Source organism: Tatumella citrea (genome assembly GCF_002163585.1).
Classification (GTDB): Bacteria; Pseudomonadota; Gammaproteobacteria; order Enterobacterales; family Enterobacteriaceae; genus Tatumella; species Tatumella citrea.
In genome coordinates, this window is the sequence record NZ_CP015579.1 from 3,773,530 (window position 1) to 3,799,163 (window position 25,634).

The window sequence follows — 25,634 nt, forward strand, 5'->3', positions numbered from 1 at the left end:
TTTTATGCCCTTTCTCCGCGAATTGATACTGGTGGGAACGGATAATGTTCACCACGTTCGACCCAGTCCATAAAGTCAGCCCGGGCACCAGGGAAACCAATCAGTTTCCAGCCAGCCATACCCTGATTGCCGCCGTGGATCGGATCGCTGAAGAAACCTTCGCGGGTGTTCTGTAGTAAATAGGAAAAAAACAGTGTGGCAGGAAGCTGAGTGAATTTAGCCTGACCAGATTCAAAAGCTTTCAGTGCAGTGACCTGCTGATCATCGCTGAGCTCAGCAAACACGTGACCATATTGTTGTTTGCAGAAATTATCTGCATCGGCCAGTCCCAGACGATAAATTTGCCGCGGCACCAGCGGTAACTGATAACCCAGTTCTTTCGGCGTATCGGGGGCAAACGGGCCTTGCATATACCAGTTTGAACCAGTGGCATAAGGAGTATCCATTTGCCGGTCGATGTATTCAGGTACACCCGCCTCAAGGGCTCCCGGGCCACGGGAATCTGCTGGAATCAGTTTCGCCACAGCAGCAGTGATAAATGCAAACTCTTCTTTGGTAAACCAGTTTGGCTGATAATCCCGGGCCTTTTGCGGGCCGCTGGTTTGAGTATCGGCGGCCTGTACTGCCGGGCTAAGAGCAAGTGAACCTATAGCGGTGCTTCCGACAGCCATTGCAGGTGCTAAAGTGATCGTTTTTAGTAAAAAATCCCTGCGAGACTGCCCTTTGTTCTGTTCTGACATGACATTGCCTCAGTACCGCATATAATGCAGCATGAAATGTTAAACTTTATAATGATGTTTTTTTGTTTCCGGGGTGAGTAACAAATTAGTGTTACCGGTAACAATGTATTTTATTCTACACCTGTTATTAATAAGGTTCAGTAGAAAAAAACATCAATCACTATTTTTATTAACATTTTTTCCAGGCTGCAGGAGTAGCAGCTGGCACTAATCAGGGTTTGTCACTGTCAGAAACATACTTCAACAGACAGTTAACAGGCTTTAACGCTATAACAGGATGTGACTATTTAACGGAGTTGCTATGTTTAAAAGTTTTTTCCCGCGCCCGGGGCCGTTTTTCGCCAGTGCGGCCATCTGGAGTCTGGTGACTATCCTTGTCTGGTTCTTTTTCGCCGAGCATGCGCTGGAGATGATTCCGGCACTGGCAAAATCAGCCAGCAGCCCGCTGCCAACCACAGTAACCCGCTTCTTTCACCTGTCACAGATCTGGTTTTATCTCTATTTCTGGATAGCGACTGCACTGTTTGCACTATGCTGGCGGGTGATTGATAACCATCCCTGGCAGTTATGGTCTGTCTGGGGCTCTGCCCTGATCATCTTCACTTCCTGGTTTAACGTGCAGGTTGGGGTTGCGATTAACGCCTGGTATGGTCCATTTGGCGATTTGATTCAGAAGGCACTCACCAAAGCAGGTTCAGTTCCCATCACAGTATTCTACTCACAGGTCATTGCCTTCCTTGGAATAGCACTGGTCGCGGTGGTGATTGGGGTGATGAATTCATTCTTTATCAGCCACTGGGTGTTCCGCTGGCGTACCGCAATGAACAATTACTATATGGCTAACTGGCAGCGTTTGCGGCAGGTAGAAGGTGCGGCACAGCGGGTTCAGGAAGATACCATGCGTTTTGCCAGTACTCTCGAAGGCTGGGGGGTCAGCTTTATTCAGGCCATTATGACACTGGTTGCTTTCCTGCCGGTGCTGGTATCGCTATCTCATTACGTTAAAGATGTGCCGATTGTCGGTAATATTCCGTATGCCCTGGTGATTATCGCGCTGTTGTGGTCACTGTTTGGTACCGCACTGTTGGCACTGGTCGGGATAAAATTACCGGGCCTGGAGTTTCGTAATCAACGGGTTGAGGCGGCATATCGTAAAGAGCTGGTTTACGGCGAAGATGACGGGGAACGCGCTTCTCCGCCTACAGTTCATGACCTGTTTAGCCGGGTCAGATACAACTACTTCCGGCTCTATTTTCATTACCTGTATTTCAACATTACCCGCATCCTTTATCTGCAGGTCGATAACGTGTTTGGCCTGTTTGTTCTGTTCCCGTCAATTGTTGCCGGGACCATTACGCTGGGAATCATGAATCAGGTATCGAATGTGTTTGACCAGGTTCGTTCATCCTTCCAGTATCTGATCACTTCCTGGTCAACACTGGTTGAGCTGATGTCTATTTACAAACGTCTGAGAAGTTTTGAGCAGATCCTGCAGGATAAGCCTCATGACGAAATGATGCACGACGCAGCAGAGTAACTCTCTCACGGACAGGTTTCTGTGCAGTAACAGAAACCTGTCTGCTTTCCTGACAGATTCATTCATTTTTAATTCATAAAGCAGGCCTAGAATATACCGCTAATATTCACGATGGTCAGGGAATTTCATGGGTATAGTGACTGTATCCGCTGATGCATTCCGGCCACCATACTCGCGCCGTCAGTGAACATTTGCAGACACCAATCATTTAAGAATGGAACCTAAGAATGAAAAAAACCGGATTATCCTGTCTGATGTTGTTGCTGACCGGCGTAGTATCAGCACACAGCATGGCAGCAGACACTGTCAGCATTAAACAACTTTCTGTCAGCCAGATTCATCCTACCCAGCCTGCGGTAGGTTATGATGAAATTCTTTATAAGGTTGCGAAATACAAAGCAAACCCTGGTGAGTTGTTTAATAGTTTCTGTGAAGAAAATGGTGCCGGTAAAGCCAGCCATTACGATAGCCAGTCGCTGATCACCAAACCCACCAGCTTTACCTGTCAGTCAGCCTACGGAACGTATCCTGATGAAGTTAAAAGCGCGGTTATTGCGCCAGATCATCAGGTTTATCTGACTGATGGCCATCATACTGTCAGTGTTTACCGCGATATCGCCGGCAGCCAGGACTTTACTTACAGTGTACGGATAACTAATGACCTGAGTTCACTGCCAAACATGGCGGCATTCTGGACATGGATGCAACAGCATAATCTGACCTGGCTGAAAGACCCTGCAGGTAACGCAGTAACTCCGGCGGATTTACCCGCACAGGTTGGTATGAAATTTATGGCTAACGATACCTATCGTTCAGTGCTCTATTTCCTGCGTTCGGTTTCTTACAAGAAACCAAAGAATGCACCGCCGTTTCTTGAGTTCTATTTAGGTGACTGGTTGCGTCATCATCAGCCAGCAACTCAGAGTGATTTAACCACCAAAGCAGGTTACGCGGCCTATCTGTCGAAGGCTGCGAGAGCGATGGTAAGTGCAGATGGCAGCCAGCATACCACCAGCGATGCATCATCCCCTACGTTGGATCAACTGGGTAAAATGGATTCTGTGAACCAGAAAAAACTGGATAAACTGAGTAAACCTGACGGGAAATTGTCGGTACTGTTTAGCGGTGCTACTGCCAAATCATAAACCGCATTCAGAATCAGATCTGAAGCGCCTGAGCAGGCAAAGGGAGCAAGGACGCTCCCTCTGCATTCACCCCCCTGAGACAGGCAGTGAATGCAGTACCACAGGCCAGTTCACTCCCCTTTCTGGTAGTTTCATCAGCCCTGCATCAGTTACAGGCTAATACGCATCACTTCATCCGGCGATGTCGCTGGTTTCTGGCGTGTTGCTGGTTGTTTCACTGTCACAAACAGCGTTTTACCATCCGCTGACAGCGCCAGGCTGTTTGGCAGACCCGGAGCTTTAATTGTTTGTTTCACCGAGTAATCTTTAGCATTTACGATACTGACTGTACCGGCTTTGCGGTGAGTGACATACAACTCATCACGGGAGGGGTTAAATAATACCGACAGCGATTCAGGAACTGCCACAGTATGAATCAGCTTGTCAGTACGGGTATCAACCACCAGCACTCCAGCCTGTTTAAAGTCAGAAATAAACAACCGGTGCCCTGCTTTATCCAGCGCGATATTCAGCAATGCACTGTCGCCGTTTTCAACCAGCTTAACGCGTTTTTCGATGGCATTGGTATTGGTGTTAATCACCAGTAATTCACCGTCACCATTAGAGATGTACAGAGTATGGTTATCGCTGTCGAGTGCAATACCTGTCGCAATTTTCCCGGTATGTTCAATGGTATTCAACAGAGTCAGATTTTTTGCGTCCACTACCCAGACCACACTGTCACCACCGACGCCGGGAATGTACAAACGCTGAGTCGTAGCATCAAAAACTATTTCACGTATCTGCAGCGGATGAACGGTTTCACTGCGCTGGCGGCTGTCCAGGACCAGGTGTTTAATTTCGGCACCGGTTTTGGCATTTACCGAAGTGATGGCATTGTCACGGCTGTTCCCCAGGAATAACAGGCTATCCTGCGCATCCAGGGCGATACCGAAAGGTTTGTACTGGTTTTTCAGGGCCTGCACGGTATGCAAATCTTTCGGGTCCAGTTGATACACCACTCCGCCTTTGTCATCACGACCCTGCGAGCTGGTAACAAATAAGGCATTATCCGGCTGGCTGTATGCCAGTTCATATAAACCACTGCCTACCGGCTGGTGAATAGCTGTGGCTTCAGCCGCAAAGGCATGGGCAGAAAACAGTGCGGTAACCAGTACCAGCGGACGTAAAAAAGCAGAATGAGAACTAAGCATTTCGGTGACTTCTCCAGAATAAGAAACTGCGCATAATCGTGAATATCGACGAATCAGTGATTCGCGATGCAATAGCCTGAGAGGAAAGTAAAATGAGTTTCCATATGATAAGGATAATCATTTACATATAAAATGAATAGTATTTTATCAGTACAGATTGCGATGGCGCGAAGTCAGTAAGCACTGACTTCGTAAAAAAAGGAAGTTCCGGGTGGAAGTTGCGGCTTAGTTCTGTAGTGATGCAGCAAGTGCCTGGCGAATAAATCCGCGATGCTGCTCTAACAGAGCCGTCGCCTGAGGAGCATCCAGACCTGCCAGCAACATCACGATGGCGGTCTTACAGTGGCCGTGGCAGGCACTCAGCGCCTGCTCTGCCGTAGCTGCATCACAATCAGTGGCCTGCATCACAATATTGATCTGCCGCTTCACCAGTTTATGATTCGTCGCTTCGACATCGACCATCAGATTGCCAAATACCTTGCCACTACGGATCATCGCTCCTGTGGTCAGCATATTCAGTACCATCTTTTGTGCTGTGCCCGCTTTCAGGCGTGAAGAGCCGGTGATAACTTCAGGCCCGACCACAGGGGTCAACGCGATTAACGCTTTGTCAGCCATTTCCCCTTGCGGGTTACAACTCAGGGCTATCACCACCGCCCCGCATTGTGCAGCATATTCCATCGCCCCGAGTACATAAGGAGTCCGGCCACTGGCCGCAATTCCGACCAGCACATCCCGGCCATCAAACTCAATCTCCTGTAAATCTGCCGCGCCCTGCTGACGATTATCTTCGGCATTCTCGACGGCCTGCAAAATCGCACGATGCCCACCGGCAATCAGCCCTCTCACCTGTTCCGGGGGAGAGCCAAAGGTTGGCGGGCACTCACTGGCATCCAGTATTCCCAGCCGCCCTGAGGTTCCGGCACCACAGTAAATCAGTCGTCCACCCGCAGCAAAGGCTGCGGTAATCGCATCCACCGCCCTGGCAATCTGCGGCAGAATCGCTTCCACAGCAAGGGCGACTTTTTGGTCTTCCTGATTGATAACCGTCAGCATCTGTTCTGTTGTCAGTTGATCGATCGTTTCACTGGCAGGATTACGGCCTTCCGTAATCATCTTATTCAGGTCAAGAGTCATATCCGTTACCTGTTCCGGGGAAAGTCAGGCTGCATCATAGAACATGGCGCGCAGAGGGGAAAGTGCAGGACGGGCAGGAGGAACATCACGGGGAGAAGCAGAGTGTAGCAGGAGGTGCGGGGTCAGTGATAACCCCGCACAATACAGATTAATCAGCCAGCAAATGCGCTTTCATTTTTTGTTCGTAATCGCGGGCTTTTTCGGTATCGAACTGTTTTTCCCAGCGAGCGACAACCAGCACGGCTAAGGCATTACCCACTACGTTAAGCGCGGTACGTGCCATATCCATGATACGGTCAACTCCGGCAATAAACGCCAGACCTTCCAGTGGAATACCAACACTGCCCAGTGTCGCCAGCAGTACCACAAACGAAACTCCCGGAACGCCTGCAATCCCTTTAGAGGTTACCATCAACGTCAGTACCAGCATAATCTCTGCACTGAGTGACAGATTAATGCCATACAGCTGAGCAATAAATATTGCCGCGATACTCTGATAAAGAGTAGAGCCGTCGAGGTTAAACGAGTAGCCTGTAGGCACAACGAAACTGGTGATAGATTTCGGAGCGCCATAAGCCTCCATCTTTTCCATGATTCGTGGCAGTACGGTTTCAGAACTGGCCGTTGAGTAGGCAAGGATCAACTCATCTTTCAGGATTCGGATAATAGTCATAATCCGTAACCCGCAGATTCTTGCCACTATCCCGAAAACCACCAGCCCAAACAGCAGAATTGCGGCATAAACCAGCCCGACCAGTTTAGCCAGCGGTAACAATGATGCAAAACCAAAGCTGGCGACTGTCACGGCAATCAGCGCAAATACCCCGACCGGAGCGTAGCGCATGATCATATGCGTAACTTTAAACATGGTTTCGGAGACTGAACGGAACAGCGTAATCAGCGGGTCACGGTGCTCAGCAGGCAGTGCTGACAGCCCCATTCCAAACATCACTGAAAAGAAAATAATCGCCAACATGTCACCATTGACCAGCGAGACAAAAATATTCTGCGGGATGACCGACAAAATAGTCGTCACCAGACTGTGCGGGCCATGCTGCACCTGCTGAGTCGTCGCTTCATATTTTGAAATATCGGTAGTGGCCAGGGTTGACATATCGATACCCGTTCCCGGATGGAACACATTAGCTAACGTGATCCCAAGAATGATGGCTATCGTGGTGATAATTTCAAAGTAAAGGATGGTTTTGACACCGATCCGCCCGAGTTTCTTAGCATCCCCGACCCCGGCAATGCCGACAATCAGTGAGGAGATAACAATAGGTACCACAATCATCTTAATCAGATGAATGAAGATATCTCCGGCGGGCTTCAGAATATTGATAATTAACCAGTCACGGTCACCGGGCTGGTTATGCAGGACAGCACCTACAATAATTCCCAAAATCAACGCAATCAGTATTTGCCAGGCAAGACTAATCTTTATGCCTTTCTTCATTTTTGTTTCCTTAGTCAGACTTCCCTTCCGCTTCTCATCAACAGAGAATTATTCGGTGAAGTGAACAAACACCGGGTAAAAACAGACCTCAAATCGACGAGAATTGCTGCCAAACCCTGCATAAGAGATAGATAAGTAACATTTTTGGACAGGTAATGGCAACCTTATTCCGTAACGAATAAAAACAACAATTAACCCCGAAAATCTTTACCCCGGGGTGATTTCTGTTATAACTAATTGTTATAGAAATAGATAATAAGATCAGAATATCCTGAATTTTGCGACCAACCACACACTGAGAATCATTAACCCGTTGGCAGAAGCGGATAACAATCCAGAGGAAATCGTTATAATTGCTGCTTTTGCCTGTGATTTACACTAAAGTGAAAAAACACCCCGATAATATGACTTTTCCCTGACGCGTGATCTGCAACGCAAAAGCAAAAAATTCCTTCCATCGCTCTTTAATTAACTATTTAGTCACATAATACTAACAATAGCAGAGGAGGCCTGACATGAGCCAGATTCACAAGCACCCAATTCCTGCAGGGATTGCTGAAAATGCCCTGATTAATCCGCAGCAATATACAGAAATGTACCGGAACTCGGTAGAAAACCCTGACGCATTTTGGGCTGAACAGGGCAAAATCCTCGACTGGATCACACCTTACCAGCAGGTAAAAAATACTTCATTTGCCCCGGGCAATATCAACATTCGCTGGTTTGAGGATGGCACTCTCAACCTGGCTGCCAATTGCATTGATCGTCACCTGGCAACTGATGCGGATAAAACCGCGATTATCTGGGAAGGTGATGATGCCAGCCAGAGTACCCGACTGAGCTACCGTGAATTACACCAACAGGTGTGCCGTGCAGCCAATATGCTGACGGATTTAGGTATCCGTAAAGGCGATGTCGTGGCCATCTATATGCCAATGGTTCCGGAAGCCGCAGTCGCCATGCTGGCCTGCGCCCGCATTGGCGCAGTGCATACTGTTATTTTTGGCGGTTTCTCACCGGAAGCAGTGGCAGGTCGAATTGTCGATTGTGGGGCGAAACTGGTGATCACTGCGGATGAAGGTATCCGGGCAGGACGCGCCATCCCTCTGAAAAAGAATGTCGATGACGCATTAAAAAACCCTGCTGTCACCAGCATTAAAAATGTTGTGGTATTCCGCAGAACGGGCGGATTCCCTGGCTGGCAGGAAGGCCGCGACCTGTGGTGGCATGACCTGATGGCTGAAGCCGGTACTGAACATACTCCGGTCGCGATGAATGCCGAAGATCCGTTATTTATCCTCTATACCTCAGGTTCTACCGGTAAACCTAAAGGTGTACTGCACACCACCGGCGGCTACCTGGTATATGCAGCCACCACTTTTAAATATGTGTTTGATTATCATCCGGAAGATATCTACTGGTGTACTGCCGATGTAGGCTGGATTACCGGTCATAGTTACCTGTTGTACGGACCACTGGCCTGTGGCGCAACAACCCTGATTTTCGAAGGCGTTCCAAACTGGCCAACGCCGGCAAGAATGTCTCAGGTGGTTGATAAACACCAGGTATCTATCCTTTACACCGCCCCAACCGCCATTCGTGCTCTGATGGCAGAAGGTGATAAGGCGATTGCCGGCACAGAGCGTACCAGCCTGAGAATCCTCGGTTCGGTGGGTGAGCCTATCAACCCTGAAGCCTGGGAATGGTATTACCAGAATATCGGCAACAGCCATTGCCCGATCGTCGATACCTGGTGGCAGACCGAAACGGGAGGTTTTATGATCACCCCGTTGCCGGGAGCAACCGAACTGAAAGCCGGTTCAGCCACCCGTCCGTTCTTTGGTGTTCAGCCTGCCCTGGTCGATAATGACGGCGTGGTTCAGGAGGGAGCCTGCGAAGGTAACCTGGTGATCACCGACTCCTGGCCTGGCCAGGCACGTACACTGTATGGCGATCATGCCCGTTTTGAGCAGACTTACTTTTCGACCTTTAAGAACTGCTATTTCAGTGGCGATGGCGCACGCCGTGATGAGGATGGTGATTACTGGATCACCGGTCGTGTCGATGACGTGTTGAATGTCTCCGGCCACCGTCTGGGTACTGCCGAAATCGAATCGGCACTGGTCTCACACCCGAAAATCGCCGAAGCCGCAGTAGTTGGTATTCCTCATGCCATCAAAGGGCAGGCTATTTATGCATATATCACGCTGAATGCCGGTGAGGAACCCACTCCGGAGCTGTATAACGAGGTGCGCCAGTGGGTGCGCAAAGAAATCGGTCCGATTGCTACCCCGGATGTACTGCACTGGGCGGATATGTTACCCAAAACCCGCTCAGGGAAAATCATGCGCCGTATCCTGAGAAAAATTGCCACCGGGGATACCTCCGGACTGGGCGACACCTCGACACTGGCCGACCCTGGTGTGGTAGAGAAATTGCTCGAAGAACAACAGTCGATAAAAATGCCTTAATCGCCTGAAAATATCAGGGGCGGGTTCTCTGCCCCTGTTTTCAGCCCACCCGCCCCGCTTTCCCCGTATTCCGTTCCAAAGATATGCCCGCTCTGAAAATGCAGTCCATCACCGGCTAACGGCCAGCCATGGCACGTAACACCGGATAATAAAACAGACAGACCTGCAAACTATTTTACCTCCGGAGACATAGCGATGAACGATATCTTGTGTCAGAAAATTGCAGATAACCCTACCTTTCGCGAGCTGGTAAAGAAGAGACAACATTTTGCCACTCTGCTCTCTCTAATCATGCTGGCGCTCTACATCGGTTTTATATTGCTGATTGCTTTCGCTCCTGGCTGGCTGGGAACCCCATTGTCAGCAACCAGTAGCGTGACCCGCGGCATCCCCATCGGCGTGGGGCTAATTGTGATCTCTTTCCTGCTGACCGGGCTGTATGTCTGGCGGGCAAACGGGGAATATGACCGGTTAACCCGCCAGGTGATCAGGGAGTGCGAATCATGAAAAAACTCAGCTTACTCGCGGTACTCTGTTATGCCCCGTCATTACTGGCCACCGACGCCCTGACCGGTGAGGTTCACCGCCAGCCAGTGAACTATCAGGCAATCGCCATGTTTGTTGTTTTTGTGGCTTTTACCCTGGGAATTACCTGGTGGGCATCACGCCGGACCCGTTCGCGCAGTGATTACTATACCGCCGGGGGGAATATCACCGGTTTTCAGAACGGCCTGGCCATGGCGGGTGATTTTATGTCTGCCGCCTCATTTCTCGGTATTTCGGCACTGGTTTACACCTCAGGATATGACGGTCTTATCTACTCGCTGGGTTTCCTGGTGGGCTGGCCGATGATTCTGTTTCTTATCGCCGAACGGCTGAGGAACCTTGGGCGTTATACGTTTGCTGATGTCGCCTCCTACCGTTTACAACAAAAACCTATCCGCATTCTGTCAGCCTGCGGTTCACTGGTGGTAGTCGCGCTGTACCTGATTGCCCAGATGGTCGGGGCCGGAAAACTCATTCAGTTGCTGTTCGGCCTGAACTACCCTGTAGCGGTAGTTATGGTCGGGATACTGATGGTGTTGTATGTACTGTTCGGCGGCATGCTGGCAACGACCTGGGTACAGATTATCAAAGCAGTGTTGTTGCTGTTTGGTGCCACTTTTATGGCTGTAATGGTGATGAAAGCTGCCGGATTCAGTTTCAGCAGCCTGTTTAGCCAGGCCATGGCGGTCCATCCTAAAGGCGCGGCAATCATGCGGCCTGGCGGTCTGGTCAGTGATCCGATATCGGCACTGTCTCTGGGGCTGGGATTAATGTTTGGTACAGCGGGCCTGCCACACATCCTGATGCGCTTTTTCACCGTGGCCGACGCGAAAGAAGCCCGTAAGAGCGTATTCTGGGCTACCGGGTTTATGGGTTACTTCTACTTTCTGACCTTTATTATTGGTTTTGGCGCCATTCTACTGGTCAGTGCCAACCCGGAATTCAGGGATGCGTCAGGCGCACTGGCTGGCGGAACTAACATGGCCGCGGTTCATCTGGCGAACGCAGTGGGTGGCAGTACCTTCCTCGGATTTATTTCTGCCGTTGCCTTCGCCACTATTCTGGCGGTTGTAGCCGGACTGACCCTGGCAGGCGCTTCTGCGGTTTCGCATGATATCTATGCCAGTGTAATACGCAATGGTAACGCCAGCGAACAGCAGGAGTTGCGGGTATCGAGGATCACAGTACTGTTATTGGGAGTTGTTGCGATCGCACTCGGTATTCTGTTTGAAAAACAGAATATTGCCTTTATGGTCGGCCTGGCATTCTCTATCGCAGCCAGCTGTAATTTCCCAATCATTCTGCTGTCAATGTACTGGCGGGGATTGACTACCCGTGGAGCGGTCACTGGTGGCTGGCTGGGCTTACTCACCGCCATTGTGTTGATGATCCTCGGCCCGACTATCTGGGTGCAGGTACTGGGACACGATAAACCCGTTTATCCCTATGAATATCCAGCGCTGTTTTCCATGCTGGTTGCGTTTGTCTGCTGCTGGCTGTTTTCGGTCACCGACCATTCGGTGGCGGGAAGAAGTGAGCGGGAACGTTTCACTGCGCAGTTTATCCGGTCACAGACCGGTATTGGGATAGATCAGGGCAAAGCACACTAAGCAGGTACCCCCGCAGGCTTACCTGCGGGGGAGAAGACTCAGAAGTTCACTGAGGCACTTATGTACGGGCCATCAACCAGTACATTATTTTTATTGTCGCCTTTATTGTTCAGCTCAACATACTGATAACCAGCCCGCAGGCTCAGCATAGAGATAGGAGAAAAGCTGACACCACCGGCGGCTTCCTGGTAGTTTTGCAGATGAGTAGAGAACGATTTTGGTGCGTAATAATATTCACCATACACGCCCCACATGTTATTCAGTTGATAGCTGACACCGGAACCAACGGCAACGGCAAAACCATCTTTACTGTCTTCAGGATGAGTAAACAGTGCTTTGGCTGTCGGGGAGAAATTTAACGGACCTACGGACAGGTTATAGCCCAGTGCTGCGCCGGTGACGCTTCCGTCATCATTACTGCGCAGCCAGTTGCCTTTAACAAACAACCCTGGCGATGCGGTACCCAGACCAAGATTCAGGTTGGTGCTCTTTCTGCCAATGTCCACTCCACCTTCAATCGCCTGGGCCATACCGCTGACCAGTAAACCTGCTACTCCTGCAGCGAGGATAATTTTTTTCATTGTGATACTCCTGGTTAATAAAAACGCGCACCCGGTATTGGAACAGCATAAAATAGGGGCGGCAACCTGTTTATAGGTAAGCAGAAGTATATTTCGTCATATTCTGAAATCAGCGGGGGATTAAGCCCGCCACATCACATGACCAATAATCGGTGCAGCCAGTACGGTAACAACACCCGCCAGCATCATCACCAGGCTGGAAACCACGCCTTCCTGAGGTCCCAGTTGATAAGCCTTCGCCGTACCGGCACCGTGAGATGCAGCCCCGAGGCCAGCGCCTTTTGCCAGGCTTTGTTTAATCGCCAGCCGGAGAAACATAAAGTCCCCAATCGCCATGCCAAATACGCCAGTCAGAACCACAAACAACGCGACTAAATCGGGCTGTCCTCCTTCCTGCTGCGCGGCAGCCAGAGCAAACGGAGTGGTAATAGAGCGAACGGCAAGGCTGCGCTGAATCTCTTCCGGCAAAGTAAACAGCCGTGCCAGCCAGACCGAACTGCATACCGCGACCAGGGTTGCAGTTATCACCCCGGCACTGAGTGACATCCAGTGACGGCGGATAATGTAGATATTCTCATACACCGGCACCGCAAATGCTAAGGTCGCCGGGCCCAACAACCATAACAGCCAGTGGCTTTGAGCAATATAGTCACTCCAGCTGATATGGGTCACCAGCAGCAGAACTACCAGAACCAACGGAGTCATCACCAGTGGCATCAACAGCAGAGTACGCCAGCGGCGGTAGAGCCGTTTATTCAGGTAATAGACCAGAACAGTGACTACCGCACATAACAGACTAATCACTAAATCATTCATCACGGCCCTGCCTGCGTTCTGCACGCTGTGTTTCATAACGATAGATGCGCTCAACCACAAAGGAGGTCGCTGACAGGACCAATACGGTACTGATAGCAATCACCAGGCAGATACGCACACCATCCTCACGGAGTAATGTTCCATAGTTAATCACTGCCACGACCGCCGGGACGAAAAACAACAGCATTTCGGCCAGTAGCCAGTTGGAACCGGCTTTTACCCACTTCACGGGTAAAACTTTGGTCACAATCAATATCAGCATCAATATCATACCGACAATATTTGCTGGCAAAGGAATATGCAGCCACACTACCAGTTGTTGGGAAAACAGAAAAAAAACGATATAAATCAGTACCTGCACAGGCAACTGCAACAACCGTGGTAATTTTGTCAGCCGCTGTGAACGAAGGGCTGCAAGCATGGCGAATTCCTCCAGGAAAATTAATGAAATTAGTATACAGCCTGACCACAGGGTGAATAAAATGAACTAAAATTATCCCAACCATGCCATTTAGGAATAGTTATGGATGTGAGAGCGATTCGTTACTTTACTGAGGTGGTACGTCAACAAAGCTTCACCCGTGCGGCAGAAAAACTGTATGTCACTCAACCGACTATCAGCAAAATGCTGCGGCAACTGGAGGAAGAACTGGGCTGCACCTTGCTGTTGAGGGAAGGACGAAAACTGTACCTGACCGACAGCGGCAAAGCGGTCTACCAGCGCGGCAATGCAATTTTGCAGGAGTTTCGCCAGCTGGAGGCCGAAATCAGTGATATTAACCAGCTGACCACCGGTGAATTACGGCTGGGGATCCCACCGATGGTAGGCATGCAGATTGTCGGTTCTATTTCCGCTTTTCATAAACGTTATCCGGGTGTCGAACTTAAAATTTCTGAATTTGGCGGCCTGGCAGCGCAACAGGCGGTGCTGCAGGGGCGTCTTGATATAGCCATGACCGCGCTGCCCGCCGAGAGTGAATTCCCGTTGCAGGTGTTGCCGCTCATGGAACATCCGTTATGTGTGCTGGTCCCTCGCACCGAAGAGTGGTTACAGCGGAAAAGCCTGACGCTGCAGGATGTCGCCCGTTACCCGCTACTGGTATTTAACGAAGAGTTTTCGCTGAACCGCCAGTTACATAAAACTTTTCAGCGTCTGGGGTTGTCGCCGACGATTGCTATTCGCAGCGGACAGTGGGATTTTCTGGCCGCCATGGTACAGGCGGATATGGGGGTGGCAATTCTGCCGGAACCGATTTGCCAGAGACTGGACCCCACTTCGTTACTGTGGATCCCGCTGGAATCAGAGCTAACGTGGACGTTGGGATTAGTCTGGCGTGAAGGGAATTACATTTCCAGCAGCACCAGGGCATGGATCGATTGCTGCCGGAAATTCTGGCCCGGAGACTCTCCGGTACTGTCTATTTAAACGGCCGAAGTCACCTGTGCTGCCAGGTGACTCCAACAGTGATCACTCTTCTTTTTCGATCAGCAATGCTTCCAACAGGTCGAGATCGCGCAGAAGCTTCTGCATCGACTCATTGCTGATTTGTTGAGTCGCACGCATATGATAAACCTCTGCCCGTTCAGCGCGCAGGGCCGCCAGACGGAAACGCCGTTCAAGGTTTTCGGCAAACATCGCCCGCTCTACATCTTCTTTGCCGTCAATTCTGCGTCGCAGATTTCCGGTCACCCGGGAGCTGACCTCTTTCAGGACATCAGGATCGATATTTTCTTCGCTATCTTTCCCCAGGCGCTCTTCCATTTTATACAAACTGTCGATAGCGACCTTCGCCATTACCGCACGGGCAGTCCTCAGTTCACGGGCATTCTCACTCTTATCCATACCCGGAATGCCACGTAACAGTATCGGCAGAATAATCACGCCCACGATCAGCGAGAACATGATGACTCCGGTGGCAAGGAACACCAGTTCATAACGCGCGGGAAAGGCATCGCCATTTGCCAGATATAAAGGAACTGACAGCACACCGGCGAGGGTCACCGCTCCACGAACTCCGGCGAAAGTAGCAATCAGCAACTCACGGAACGAATAGTTGCTGAACTCCATTGGGTTTTTCTTCAGTAACCGGACACTCAGCCGTTGCATGATAAACAACCAGCCAAAACGTACCACCAGCAAAGCGACATACACCAGGCCTACATCGGCAAACAATGTCCAGATATTAACGTTGGCATCGGCATTAGCCTGCTGAATCGATGTTTCGAGAATGCTGGGCAGTTGAAGCCCCAACATTAAAAACACCATGCCGTTAAACACGAATTCCAGCATCTGCCAGACGCTGTTTGCTCTCAGACGCATCGCCAGCGGAGCCTGACGAATAATTCCGGAACGGGTAATGGTCATCCCTGCGGCCACCGCGGCCAGGATGCCGGAAAAACCGAAATGTTCAGCGATAATATAAGAAGCAAAAGGTAACAACAGCAATAATACCGTCTGGGTTGCAGGGTCATCACCGCTCCAGCGGCTTAGCAAACGCAGAGATTTACCGTACAACCAGCAAATAATTACCCCGGCGGCTAATCCGCCTATAGCTACTTTTAAAAATTCGAGGGTGGCTCCGGACCAGCTAAACACCATGGTACCCATGGCAACTGCCACCGCAAACTTCAGCGACACCAGGCCGGATGCATCATTCATCAGGGCTTCACCCTGAACTATCGACATGATTTTTTTAGGAATTCGCCCTTCCCCGACAATCCCGGATAAGGCGACGGCATCGGTTGGCGACAGAACGGCAGCCAGGGCAAACGCCGGAATCAACGGAATACCAGGTACTGCCCAGTAAATAAGATAACCAATACCCACGACTGTAATCAGTACCAGCACCAGTGCCAGCCCGATAATTTCACGCCCATGATGCAAAAACTCACTGGTCGGAGTTTTCCAGCCATCAGCGAACAGCAATGGCGGAATAAACAGGACCAGGAATAGCTCCGGATCAAAATCGACATGCAGTCCGATTGAAGGCCATGCCAGTATCGCCCCGGAGATAATCTGCACCAGTGGCAGGGGAATATGAAACGGGAGTAACCGGCCTGCAACTCCAGACAGGGATACCACTAATGTCATGATCAAAATGGTAAAAAAGATTTCCATGCTTTCCTTTAAGCCTCTTCCACAGGCGTTTTATGAACCAGGAACAAATCAGATACAGTAATAGTGTAAAACAAAATAAGGGAGTTAAATGCATCCTGGTGTGCGAAAATGCGGCCAAACCGGTCCTTTACGGATTTCTCCAGGTTTCTGCCTGTGCCCGGCGCTCACCGTAACCACCGCAATCCGGCCCGGACAGAAGCCCGGTTGCCCGGCAACAGCAACCCACCCATCGACGGATTTCAGTCAGCCCCCTGATAAATCACTCAGTGCAAGCTGCCAGATTGTTTCCGGAAAACCCGGCGCTCATTATTCTGAGGATGGGGAGCGACGCTTTCTCACCGAAGGAGTCAAATCATCGGTATCGGTGATGGCAAGTGTTTCCCCCGCAGGGCCTCGTTCCAGTAATACGGCGCCCTGCCCACTGGCCGCCAGCTGATCCCCCGGATTTCGTAACGGACAATCGCGCATTGAAAGGCAGCCACAACCAATACATCCGTTCAAATCATCCCGTAAATGAGTCAGGGTAGCGATTCTTTTATCCAGTTCTTCACGCCAGTGCAGGGTTAAAGCCTCCCATTCACCGGCAGACATCCGCTTATTCGGCGGCAGTTGCGCCAGATTTTCGCTGACCGACGCCAGAGGAATACCAATACGCTGTGCCACTTTAATAATTGCCACCCGACGCAGTACATCACGGCTGTACCGCCGCTGATTTCCACTGTTGCGGGTACTGGAAATGAGCCCTTTGCTTTCATAAAAATGCAGGGCAGAGACTGCGACCCCACTTCGGCGGGCAACTTCGCCGGGTGTCAGGACCGGTTTTGGATAGTTTCTCTCTTTTTTCATTTTCGGCCTTTACCTCAAGTTAACTTGAGGAATTATACTCCACTCCGACGCAAAAATCCCGAACCACTCCCGGTGATAATATTCGCCGTACAGGACAGAACTATGATGCAAGAAGAAATCATTCATTCGTTAACCCAGTGGATCAATCAGAACCTTGGGAAACATTTATCGATCGATGAAGTCGCTGCTAAATCAGGATATTCGAAATGGCATCTGCAACGTATGTTCCGGGCAGTGACACAGCAGACGCTGGGTGATTATATTCGCGAACGCCGGCTGGAAATGGCCGCAGATGCACTTTGCAAAACCCGCCGCCCGGTGTTTGATATTGCTCTGCAGTATGGCTATGAATCACAGCAAACCTTTTCACGGGTGTTTCGCCGTCAGTTTGATCAAACCCCTACCGCTTATCGTCAGGCGATGCGCTGCCGCGAACTCAGCCCGGCTGAGAGTATTAACCGCGAGTCCCGGTTATCTTCAGCTCGCCCGGCGTCCGTATCGGGGATGATGTAAGTCGTCATGTTGCCGCCCTCACCGGCGGCACCCTGCATGTTCAGATAATTTCCCGCCTGCCTGTTGCCCTGTTGCCACAAAAACTTACACAGCGTGTATTTTTCGTTCGATTTTCTTACAAAAAAGCCTATAATGTGACCTGCATCACAAAATTCCGTCCCCGCCAGGTACAGCTCCCGCTGCAGTTTTCCCGGATGACGGAGTTTATGTCACTCGAAAAATTGTTATAAGCATCTGTCACGGGTAGAAAAAATGGGCACATTAACTGCAGGTTTTCTCATCATGCGCTGGGGGTTGCTCAGTGCTATCGTAATGTTTCTCGCCAGCACAGTGAAAATTAAATGCCGGCAGAACAGTCACTATTTCTTTAGCTTTGTTTGCAGCAGCATTGGTGTCGTTATGTCATGCTGGTTTGTCACTGGTCTGATGGGCATCACACTGAGCATGCAGCAATGGCATTTGTTTGTCAGCAGTGCTCAGGAAGCGTTTATTAATGTGATGGAAATGACACCGTCAAGCTGGCCAACCTACTAATCAGTGCCATACGGTCTTAGTGGCCGACAGGAAGACATATCATTGCCACCAGTACCGGGCTAAGCAGCCACGGATAGAGCCGTGCGTGTAACTGATCCGGTACCTGCGAGGCCATATGACCAGCCAGCCACATTCCGACAAAGCTGGCAGCCATCAGGATAATAGCGGCCTGCACATCGATATAGCCCACAAATCCTGGCATCGAAGGTGCTGAGTAATACAGCGATGTGATTGCATAGGTCAGGGTGGCAGTCAGCGCCATCGGCAGGGTGAGTGGATTTGCTAACGCTGCGGCCTGTACCATGGTCGCTCCCCGTCGCCGCATCAGCGGAACCGTCATCACACTACCGCCAACACCGAGAAACGCAGCAATTACACCGATCAGCCCCCCTGCCAGCGCAGAATGTTTCAGTGGCTGAATCCCTGCTTCTCCGGCAGGCGCCGTGCGTAAAAAACCAGGCCGAAACAGGCAATCCAGCAATGTTAGTAGCAGATAGACCACAAATCCCGCACGAATCCACTGCCCGCTGCTGAACTGTGCCGCCACAGCTCCGACAACGCCACCTACCGCAATCATCAGCCACAAAGGTTTTAATACCCCGGCCAGTTGCCTGAGTAACTGTCTCTGACGCAGACTGGCCACCAGGGATGAGAACAGCATCACTGCAGCAGAAGTTGCCACCGCGATTTGCATCACCTCTCCTCCCCCGGCATCAGTGGGTAAATGCTGTGCCGCCAGTACCGATACCAACAGCGGCACGGTAATAAACCCGCCACCAAATCCAAATAGCACCGTGGTGATCCCTGAAATAACTCCGGCAATCGCTAAAAAAACCATCATAAATATTTACCTGTCCGCTACTGTGGGTCAGAGTATACAAACTTCAGGGAATGACTTAATTACGGGTTCAGGACAATCATTAACGAATTCGGGCCATCTGAGACAGGTCATGCGTAACACACCGATTAACAACGTCGATCATATTCCACGCACAGTACTGGCTCTGGCGACCGACTATCCCCCCGATACCTGGCTGGCTCCGCACCAGCATCGCAGAGCGCAATTTCTCTACAGCATCAGCGGTCTGATGGAAGTTAACAGTGAAGAAGGCCAATGGATGGTGTTGCCTGGCAATGGGGTCTGGATACCTGCAGGTAAGACTCATGCGGTGAGAATGCTCGGGGCCAGTACCCGCAGCCTGTATATTGAGCCGGCCGCAGCACCACGCCCTGCAACCCAATGTGAGGTGCTGAATGTCAGCTCGTTGCTGCACCAGCTATTGCTCACTTCTGCAGACATTCCTCTGGATTATCCGGCCGGGAGCCGGAATGATTTGGTGATACTGTTAATCATGCAGGAGTTGGCGCTGGCCGGGATTAACCCGCTGTTTACCCCGCTTCCCTACGATCCGACCCTGAAAGCACTGTGCAGTGCATTTAACCGGCACCCCGATATACGCCAGCGTCCGGAGCAGTGGGCAGCCGTGTTACATAAAAGTCCGCGCACATTCAGCCGCTTTTTTCGACAGCAAACCGGGTTGTCATTCGGTCTTTGGAGACAGCGTGCCTGCCTTAATTACAGTTTCCTGGCACTAAGCCGGGGTGAGTCAGTTACTGCCACAGCACTGACTCTTGGCTATCAGAATATCAGCGCCTTCTCGGCCATGTTCCGTCAGGCGACCGGGCAAACTCCCGGCATGTTTACTACTACGCCATCACAGGTGAATTCCCTGCCCGACAGATAAAAAAATCCCCGCCGGTAGCTGACTACCGGCGGGGATGATGATTACCCCGGGATAATCCGAAAGCTGATAACAGCCTCCGGAACTCACCTGTTAAGGTAATTTATAAGCAACAATATAATCGCCCATTTTAGTACCGAACGAACCGTGTCCGCCCGCAACAATCACCAGATACTGCTTACCGTCTACTTCATAGGTCATTGGCGTTGCCTGACCACCTGCTGGCAGACGTGCCTGCCACAACAGTTTACCGTCACGCACACTGTAAGCACGGATGTAGTCATCCAGTGTCGCTGCGATAAAGAAGATATTACCGGCTGTGGTCATCGGTGCACCCAGCATCGGGGTACCTACAGTAATTGGTGGTAATGGAATCGGGCCGCCGCTGTCACGGATAGTACCGATACGTTTTTTCCACACAATCTGGTTAGTTTTCAGGTTAACCGCAGAGACAAAGCCCCATGACGGTTGCATACATGGCAGACCGAACGGTGACAGGAACGGATTCAGTTCCACACCAAAAGGTACGCCATACATGTGTTGCAGACCTGCCTCACCACCTGAACCGCCGGCACCGTTTTTACCCGGTTCCATTGGGTTGTTCGGACCACGTGGGATCAGTTTTGAAACAAATGGCAGTTGCATTGGGTTAGCAATAGCAAACTCGCTACCACTGTTAACTGAAATACCACCCCACTCAAACATCCCCAGGTTGCCCGGGAATACCAGGGTGCCCTGCTCTGATGGTGGTGTGAACGTTCCATTGTAATGCAGACGTTTGAACATGATACGACAGATCATCTGATCAAACATCGTACCGCCCCACATCTTACTGTCGGTCAGTTTCGCTTCCGGACGGAAGGTCAGTTCAGAGAACGGCTGAGTCGCAGAAGTGTGATCGCCTTTCGCTGCACCTTGCGGTACCGGACGCTCAGGAGCCGGAACTACCAGCTGACCAGTCACACGGTTCAGAACAAAGATATTACCTACTTTGGTCGGAACGTAGATGACAGGAACTTTGTTACCGTCTTTATCGGTAATGTCTGCCAGTGAAGGCTGCGCCGGAATATCCATATCCCACAGATCGTGGTGGACAGTCTGATAGAACCAGACTTCTTTACCGGTAGTCGCGTTCAGCGCCAGGATACCACTCGCATAATGTTCCTGCTCAGGAGTACGGTTTCCGCCCCAGATATCCGGAGTAGTCACGCCCATTGGCAGGTACACCATATCCAGTTTCGGATCGTAGGCTGAAGGAGCCCAGGAGTTTGGCGAGTTAGCAGTATAGTGCTGACCATCCGCAGGAATTGCGTTTGGATCTTTAGCACCCGGATCGAATGCCCACAGCAGTTTACCGGTTTTCACGTCGAAACCACGGATAACACCTGACGGCTCGCGGGTTGAGTAGTTATCGGTAACCGCACCGGCAATCACAATCACTTTATCGGTAATCACCGGAGGTGAGGTTGGCTCATAGCCACCCGGGAAAGCATTTGGCTGCTGATGCTGCAGATCCAGCTCACCGTTGTTACCAAAGTCTTTACACAGCTGACCACTTTCAGCATCAACCGCAATCAGACGACCATCATTGACCGGCAGATAGATGCGGCGTGAACAGGCTGCCGGTGAAACCGGAGCACTCTGAGGATCAGTCGCAGTATTAAAGTCATGATAAGAAACACCACGACAGGTCATGTGCTGGAAGGTCGGGTCGTATTTGATTTTTGGGTCAAAACGCCATTTTTCTTTACCTGTTGCAGCATCAATAGCAACCAGAATCTGGTGCGCAGTACAGGTATACAGCAGGTTACCGACTTTCAGCGGAGTTGATTCATTAGTAATCTCACCCGGATCATCAGGGCGTTTTACATCACCAGACTGGTAGACCCATGCTACCTGCAGGTTTTTAACATTACTTTCATTGATCTGACTTAATGAAGAGTAACGGTCACCGGCTTGAGTACCACCATATGCGGTCCAGTCATTGCCGGCAGAAGCAGGCTGAGTTGCCGGAGCTTCAACATTCAGGTTACCGTAGATTGCCTGAGGGTCTTTACCGAAGAAAGCACCAACGACCATCGCCAGGTTGATTACGATAGCAACCACCATCAGTGAAGTCGCTTTGCGATTTGGTGCCGCCAGTTGGCGATAAACAAACGGCAAAATCATCCAGATACCAAACAGTACCCAGATATCAAGACGAGGTGCCAGGGCCCAGAAATCAAGGCCAGATTCGAAGTAGGCCCAGATTGCGGTGCCTAACAGAATGAGTGAGTAAAGATAAAAAGCACAGCTTCTTTTCTTCATCAGCATCACAGTGAACACCGCCATAACGATGCCGCTGATGAGATAGTAAGCGCTGCCGCCAATTGCCAGTAACCAGCCACCGCCGATTATCAGCCACAAGGTGCAGAATACTGATATTGCTAGTGTGATGAGGCGCAGGCCTCTGGATTCCTGTGACATTGAATTAACCTTAGAATCAACAACTTTATAGATATGTAAAGAACCGCATAAGGTTAGTCCTTTTTAGTTGTCTTTAATATCGTTTTTTGTGATCCAGATCCGTTGACAATAACATTTGTTCATAGAAATCGTGACACGGCACCAACAAAAATGTTCATTTGTTCGCACAATTTTCGTAAAAAAATCCATAAATTAGCGGCAAAATTCGGAATATTACTTTAATCGCGGATATACCAGGATTGCAGATAAACCAAATTTTAGAGAATAAATTGGCATAAAAAAACAGTAAAAATAATCTTTATATAGGTTTATGCTGAGGAGTGGTAACGTTTACAGTGAAATAACACACCTTTGTGAAATTCACATTTTGGCAAATTTTGTCTTTCTGTTCACAAATTACCAGCGGGAAATCGCGGAGTGCTGATGTAAAACCCGGACCCTGTCAGCGGCACAAGGTCCGTAAACGACATCAGGCGGAGTAAAGAGCAGTGAGTGACTGATGCAGTTTAGTTGCAAGTTCCGGAGCTTCATATCTGCCGGTGACAATCTCGATATAGCTGCCGTGTTGTGCATTTTCTGCCTGCAATAAAGCATCGTCCAGTTCATCACAGCGGGTCACCCGGCAACAAAACCACTGTTTGCACCCCAAAGCCTCCGGCAGTTTGCTGTATTCCCAGCCAGCCAGATTGTTATAACTGGCCTCCGGTTGTTTACACAGCAGTCTTTCGATCAGATAACCGTTATTGTTCAACACCAGAATAATAGGTTTCAGGCCCATACGACCAAACTGACTTATTTCCTGAACAGTTAACTGATGGGAGCCTTCTCCGGTCAGCAAAATCACCCGGCGTTGTGGTGCCGCGACAGCAGCCCCAAAAGCGGCGGGTGTTGCCCAGCCAATAGAACCCCATAATGTCTGGTTATGAAACTGCACATTGGTGGGCAAGCGGGCAAATCCCAACCCCATTGAGCAGGTACCGGTTTCCGCAATAATAATGTCATCTGATTTCAGCATTTGCTCCAGGCGCGGATAAAGGTAACCGACACTGATTTCACCGGATGCAGGAATCTCTGGTTTCCCGCACCCTGTCGCCTGTGGTGCATTCACCTGCATCGGCCGGATTTGCCGGTTGAGCCCGTCGAGCACATCTTTCATAAATACATTCGGAAAACTCACTTCTCCGACGTCAACAGATTCTGAGTGAATATTAATGGTGTTTTCTACAGCCAGTCGGGCGGTGAAACAGCCGGAGTTAAAGTCGGTCATGACCACACCAATCCCCAGTACGCAGTCGCAATTTTCGACAAACTCCCTGACCGGTTCATTCATCAGTTGTCCGTCGTACATCCCAAGATAATTAGGGAGGGATTCATCCAGCACACTTTTATCCATAAACATGGTGGCGAACGGCAACCCGCTGCGTTCTGCCAGACAGGTGACTTCTTCCCGCAGACCACGTCTTGCTACTATTACTCCGGGCAGAATGCAGGCACTCCGGCAGTGACTGAGCCGCTGATGGATAGCAGTCAGCGCGGCATCCAGCGCCAGTGGATCGCTTTTCGGTGTTGGCAGAGAAATAGCCTCACCGGTTACCGGCATTTCCGCATGATCTGAGGCAATCCCCAAATAGACCGGGCGTCGTTCACGTAAAGCGCAGGCAATCACCCGTTCCGTTTCAGCGATACAGTTGTCCGGGGTCAGAAGCGCATGGGCACAGACCACTCCCTGAGACATTTTATAGAACACCGAAAAATCGCCATCTCCCAAAGTATGGTGAACCAGGCGCCGCTTATTCTGCACCGCGCTGGCCGGCATACCTACCAGGTGGATCACCGGCAGGTTCTCGGCATATGAACCGGCAATACCATTCAGAGCGCTGAGTTCACCAACACCAAACGTAGTCGCTAATGCTGCCACCCCGTTAACCCGGGCATAGCCGTCAGCGGCATAAGCAGCATTTAATTCATTACAGTTACCGACCCAGCGCAATGTAGTACTGGCACATATTGCGTCTTCTATCGGAAAGGCATAATCACCGGCAACACCAAAAATATCGCGGATCCCTAAATCAGCAATCCGCTCAAGCACATATTCAATCACTGTTTGTTTCATGACATTCTCCACTCAGAATAAAGGGGTGTAACGTCGTCAACGTCGCGGGGATAAAAACGGCCAAATCTGTTTTATCGCTCTGTCACCGATAATGGAAATGCATTATGATCATCCCGCCCATTACCTATGGTTATTAACAACCGGAGTGTGTATGGATATCCGCGAATTACGCTGTTTCACTGAAGTGGTTCGTCTTAACGGGTTTGGCCGGGCCGCAGAAGCCCTGCATCTGACACAACCCGCCGTCAGCCGTAATATTCAGCGCCTGGAAACTCAGCTGGGAAAAACACTGCTGATTCGTGATCCTCATGGGATCAGCCTGACCTCTGACGGGGAAATTCTGCTGCGGCACGCACAACTGATTCTCTGTCAGTTCAATAATCTCTCCCGCGAAATCAAAGACAATTCATCTTCTGTGTCCGGAGAACTACGGGTCGGGCTGCCGCCGGTAGTTGGTTCCAGTTATTTTGCCGATATTATTATGGCGTTTCGCAGCCGTTTTCCGGCTGTAGAGCTAAAGATTATTGAGCTGGGTTCGAATCAGATGGCTGAGGCATTGCAAGCCGGCAGGGTGGAAACGGCAGCGGTGATGTTGCCGTTTGACGGTGAACAATTCAGCTTACAGCCTTTCGCCCGTGATCAGTTGTTTTTACTGGCAGCGAAACAACACAGTCTGGCCAGTCGCCAGACAGTCCGGATAAAAGAACTGCTGCATGAAGCGTTTATCTTTTTTGCTGAAGAATTCCGGATTAATAACCTGATTAACAGCGCCTGCGGATTATACGGCGTTAAACCTGTAGTCGCCGGACGGACCTGCCATCTGGACCTGATGATGGCAATGGTTCATGCCGGAGTGGGTATTACTTTGCTACCACGCAGCGTTCGTATTAATAACTTATCGGAAGATTTTGTAGCCATTCCGCTGATCGAACCTGAACTCAGCTATGAGCTGGCACTGGTGCACGCCAAAGATCGTTATCTTAGCCACAGCTGCCAGCAATGGAATCAACTGGCCGCCGAAATGCTGGGTATCAGTTCTGCTTCATCTTCGGTCCCTTGAAACAACAGGC

22 protein-coding genes are annotated in these 25,634 nt (G+C 50.4%); 10 read left to right on the forward strand and 12 right to left on the reverse strand.

Features of this window, described 5'->3' with window-relative positions; translation table 11 throughout:
• Positions 1-2: 2 nt before the first annotated feature.
• Positions 3-740, reverse strand: a complete 738-nt coding sequence (locus A7K98_RS17925) for a gluconate 2-dehydrogenase subunit 3 family protein (protein ID WP_087489784.1) — start codon at positions 738-740, stop codon at positions 3-5.
• Positions 741-1,041: 301 nt separating this feature from the next.
• Here A7K98_RS17925 and sbmA point away from each other — a divergent pair, with 301 nt between their 5' ends.
• Both sbmA and A7K98_RS17935 read left to right on the forward strand, forming a co-directional pair.
• Positions 1,042-2,277: a peptide antibiotic transporter SbmA gene (gene sbmA / locus A7K98_RS17930; RefSeq protein WP_087489785.1), complete on the forward strand. Its 1,236-nt coding sequence runs from the start codon at positions 1,042-1,044 to the stop codon at positions 2,275-2,277.
• 227 nt (positions 2,278-2,504) lie between these two features.
• Complete coding sequence (locus A7K98_RS17935; RefSeq protein WP_087489786.1) at positions 2,505-3,422, forward strand: ParB/Srx family N-terminal domain-containing protein; 918 nt, start codon at positions 2,505-2,507, stop codon at positions 3,420-3,422.
• Between the two features lie 149 nt (positions 3,423-3,571).
• Here A7K98_RS17935 and yncE read toward each other — a convergent pair whose 3' ends face one another.
• From yncE to gltP, 3 genes are all read right to left on the reverse strand, one after another.
• A complete protein-coding gene (gene yncE, locus A7K98_RS17940) occupies positions 3,572-4,615 on the reverse strand; it encodes a 7-bladed beta-propeller protein YncE (protein WP_087489787.1) in 1,044 nt (347 codons plus the stop codon).
• Positions 4,616-4,840: 225 nt separating this feature from the next.
• Complete coding sequence (gene murQ / locus A7K98_RS17945; RefSeq protein WP_087489788.1) at positions 4,841-5,752, reverse strand: N-acetylmuramic acid 6-phosphate etherase; 912 nt, start codon at positions 5,750-5,752, stop codon at positions 4,841-4,843.
• 148 nt (positions 5,753-5,900) lie between these two features.
• The gene (gltP, locus tag A7K98_RS17950; RefSeq protein ID WP_087489789.1) at positions 5,901-7,208 is read right to left on the reverse strand and encodes a glutamate/aspartate:proton symporter GltP; all 1,308 of its coding nucleotides are present in this window, start codon (positions 7,206-7,208) and stop codon (positions 5,901-5,903) included.
• Positions 7,209-7,723: 515 nt separating this feature from the next.
• On the opposite strand from gltP, the gene acs reads away from it, so the two are divergent.
• The 3 genes from acs to A7K98_RS17965 all read left to right on the forward strand — a co-directional run bounded on the left by acs (position 7,724) and on the right by A7K98_RS17965 (position 11,835).
• A complete protein-coding gene (acs, locus tag A7K98_RS17955; protein WP_087489790.1) occupies positions 7,724-9,679 on the forward strand; it encodes an acetate--CoA ligase in 1,956 nt (651 codons plus the stop codon).
• A gap of 195 nt (positions 9,680-9,874) precedes the next feature.
• Entirely contained in the window at positions 9,875-10,186 is a 312-nt protein-coding gene (locus A7K98_RS17960) for a DUF485 domain-containing protein (protein WP_087489791.1), read from the forward strand.
• Positions 10,183-11,835 carry a cation acetate symporter gene (locus A7K98_RS17965; RefSeq protein ID WP_087489792.1) on the forward strand — a complete coding sequence of 551 codons (1,653 nt, stop codon included), beginning with the start codon at positions 10,183-10,185 and terminating at the stop codon, positions 11,833-11,835. Before A7K98_RS17960 ends, A7K98_RS17965 begins: the two co-directional genes overlap by 4 nt.
• A gap of 38 nt (positions 11,836-11,873) precedes the next feature.
• Here the strand turns inward: A7K98_RS17965 and A7K98_RS17970 are convergent, their stop codons facing one another.
• From A7K98_RS17970 to A7K98_RS17980, 3 genes are all read right to left on the reverse strand, one after another.
• Positions 11,874-12,416 carry a YfaZ family outer membrane protein gene (locus A7K98_RS17970; RefSeq protein ID WP_087489793.1) on the reverse strand — a complete coding sequence of 181 codons (543 nt, stop codon included), beginning with the start codon at positions 12,414-12,416 and terminating at the stop codon, positions 11,874-11,876.
• Positions 12,417-12,536: 120 nt separating this feature from the next.
• Positions 12,537-13,232: an LrgB family protein gene (locus A7K98_RS17975; protein WP_087489794.1), complete on the reverse strand. Its 696-nt coding sequence runs from the start codon at positions 13,230-13,232 to the stop codon at positions 12,537-12,539.
• Entirely contained in the window at positions 13,225-13,653 is a 429-nt protein-coding gene (locus tag A7K98_RS17980; RefSeq protein WP_087489795.1) for a CidA/LrgA family protein, read from the reverse strand. The genes A7K98_RS17975 and A7K98_RS17980 overlap by 8 nt, the downstream gene beginning before the upstream one ends.
• A gap of 102 nt (positions 13,654-13,755) precedes the next feature.
• Between A7K98_RS17980 and A7K98_RS17985 the strand changes: the two genes are divergently transcribed.
• Complete coding sequence (locus A7K98_RS17985; RefSeq protein ID WP_087489796.1) at positions 13,756-14,658, forward strand: LysR family transcriptional regulator; 903 nt, start codon at positions 13,756-13,758, stop codon at positions 14,656-14,658.
• A gap of 42 nt (positions 14,659-14,700) precedes the next feature.
• On the opposite strand, the gene A7K98_RS17990 is transcribed toward A7K98_RS17985, so the two are convergent.
• Together A7K98_RS17990 and soxR are read right to left on the reverse strand one after the other, a co-directional pair.
• Positions 14,701-16,350: a Na+/H+ antiporter gene (locus A7K98_RS17990; protein WP_087489797.1), complete on the reverse strand. Its 1,650-nt coding sequence runs from the start codon at positions 16,348-16,350 to the stop codon at positions 14,701-14,703.
• 306 nt (positions 16,351-16,656) lie between these two features.
• Positions 16,657-17,196 (reverse strand): redox-sensitive transcriptional activator SoxR, encoded by a 540-nt coding sequence (gene soxR, locus A7K98_RS17995; RefSeq protein ID WP_087489798.1) that lies wholly within the window; start codon positions 17,194-17,196, stop codon positions 16,657-16,659.
• Between the two features lie 102 nt (positions 17,197-17,298).
• Between soxR and soxS the strand changes: the two genes are divergently transcribed.
• Both soxS and A7K98_RS18005 read left to right on the forward strand, forming a co-directional pair.
• Positions 17,299-17,709, forward strand: coding sequence for a superoxide response transcriptional regulator SoxS (soxS, locus tag A7K98_RS18000; RefSeq protein WP_087489799.1), 411 nt, complete (start codon positions 17,299-17,301; stop codon positions 17,707-17,709).
• 252 nt (positions 17,710-17,961) lie between these two features.
• On the forward strand, positions 17,962-18,243 hold the full coding sequence (locus tag A7K98_RS18005; protein WP_087489800.1) for a YjcB family protein: 282 nt from the start codon (positions 17,962-17,964) through the stop codon (positions 18,241-18,243).
• A 16-nt stretch (positions 18,244-18,259) separates the two neighbouring features.
• On the opposite strand, the gene A7K98_RS18010 is transcribed toward A7K98_RS18005, so the two are convergent.
• Positions 18,260-19,084 carry a sulfite exporter TauE/SafE family protein gene (locus A7K98_RS18010; RefSeq protein WP_198361117.1) on the reverse strand — a complete coding sequence of 275 codons (825 nt, stop codon included), beginning with the start codon at positions 19,082-19,084 and terminating at the stop codon, positions 18,260-18,262.
• 109 nt (positions 19,085-19,193) lie between these two features.
• On the opposite strand from A7K98_RS18010, the gene A7K98_RS18015 reads away from it, so the two are divergent.
• Positions 19,194-19,988 carry an AraC family transcriptional regulator gene (locus tag A7K98_RS18015; RefSeq protein ID WP_087489802.1) on the forward strand — a complete coding sequence of 265 codons (795 nt, stop codon included), beginning with the start codon at positions 19,194-19,196 and terminating at the stop codon, positions 19,986-19,988.
• A gap of 90 nt (positions 19,989-20,078) precedes the next feature.
• Here the strand turns inward: A7K98_RS18015 and A7K98_RS18020 are convergent, their stop codons facing one another.
• Entirely contained in the window at positions 20,079-22,451 is a 2,373-nt protein-coding gene (locus A7K98_RS18020; RefSeq protein ID WP_087489803.1) for a glucose/quinate/shikimate family membrane-bound PQQ-dependent dehydrogenase, read from the reverse strand.
• Between the two features lie 469 nt (positions 22,452-22,920).
• A complete protein-coding gene (locus A7K98_RS18025; protein ID WP_087489804.1) occupies positions 22,921-24,564 on the reverse strand; it encodes an alpha-keto acid decarboxylase family protein in 1,644 nt (547 codons plus the stop codon).
• Positions 24,565-24,715: 151 nt separating this feature from the next.
• Here A7K98_RS18025 and A7K98_RS18030 point away from each other — a divergent pair, with 151 nt between their 5' ends.
• Positions 24,716-25,624: a LysR family transcriptional regulator gene (locus A7K98_RS18030; protein WP_087489805.1), complete on the forward strand. Its 909-nt coding sequence runs from the start codon at positions 24,716-24,718 to the stop codon at positions 25,622-25,624.
• Positions 25,625-25,634: the final 10 nt, after the last annotated feature.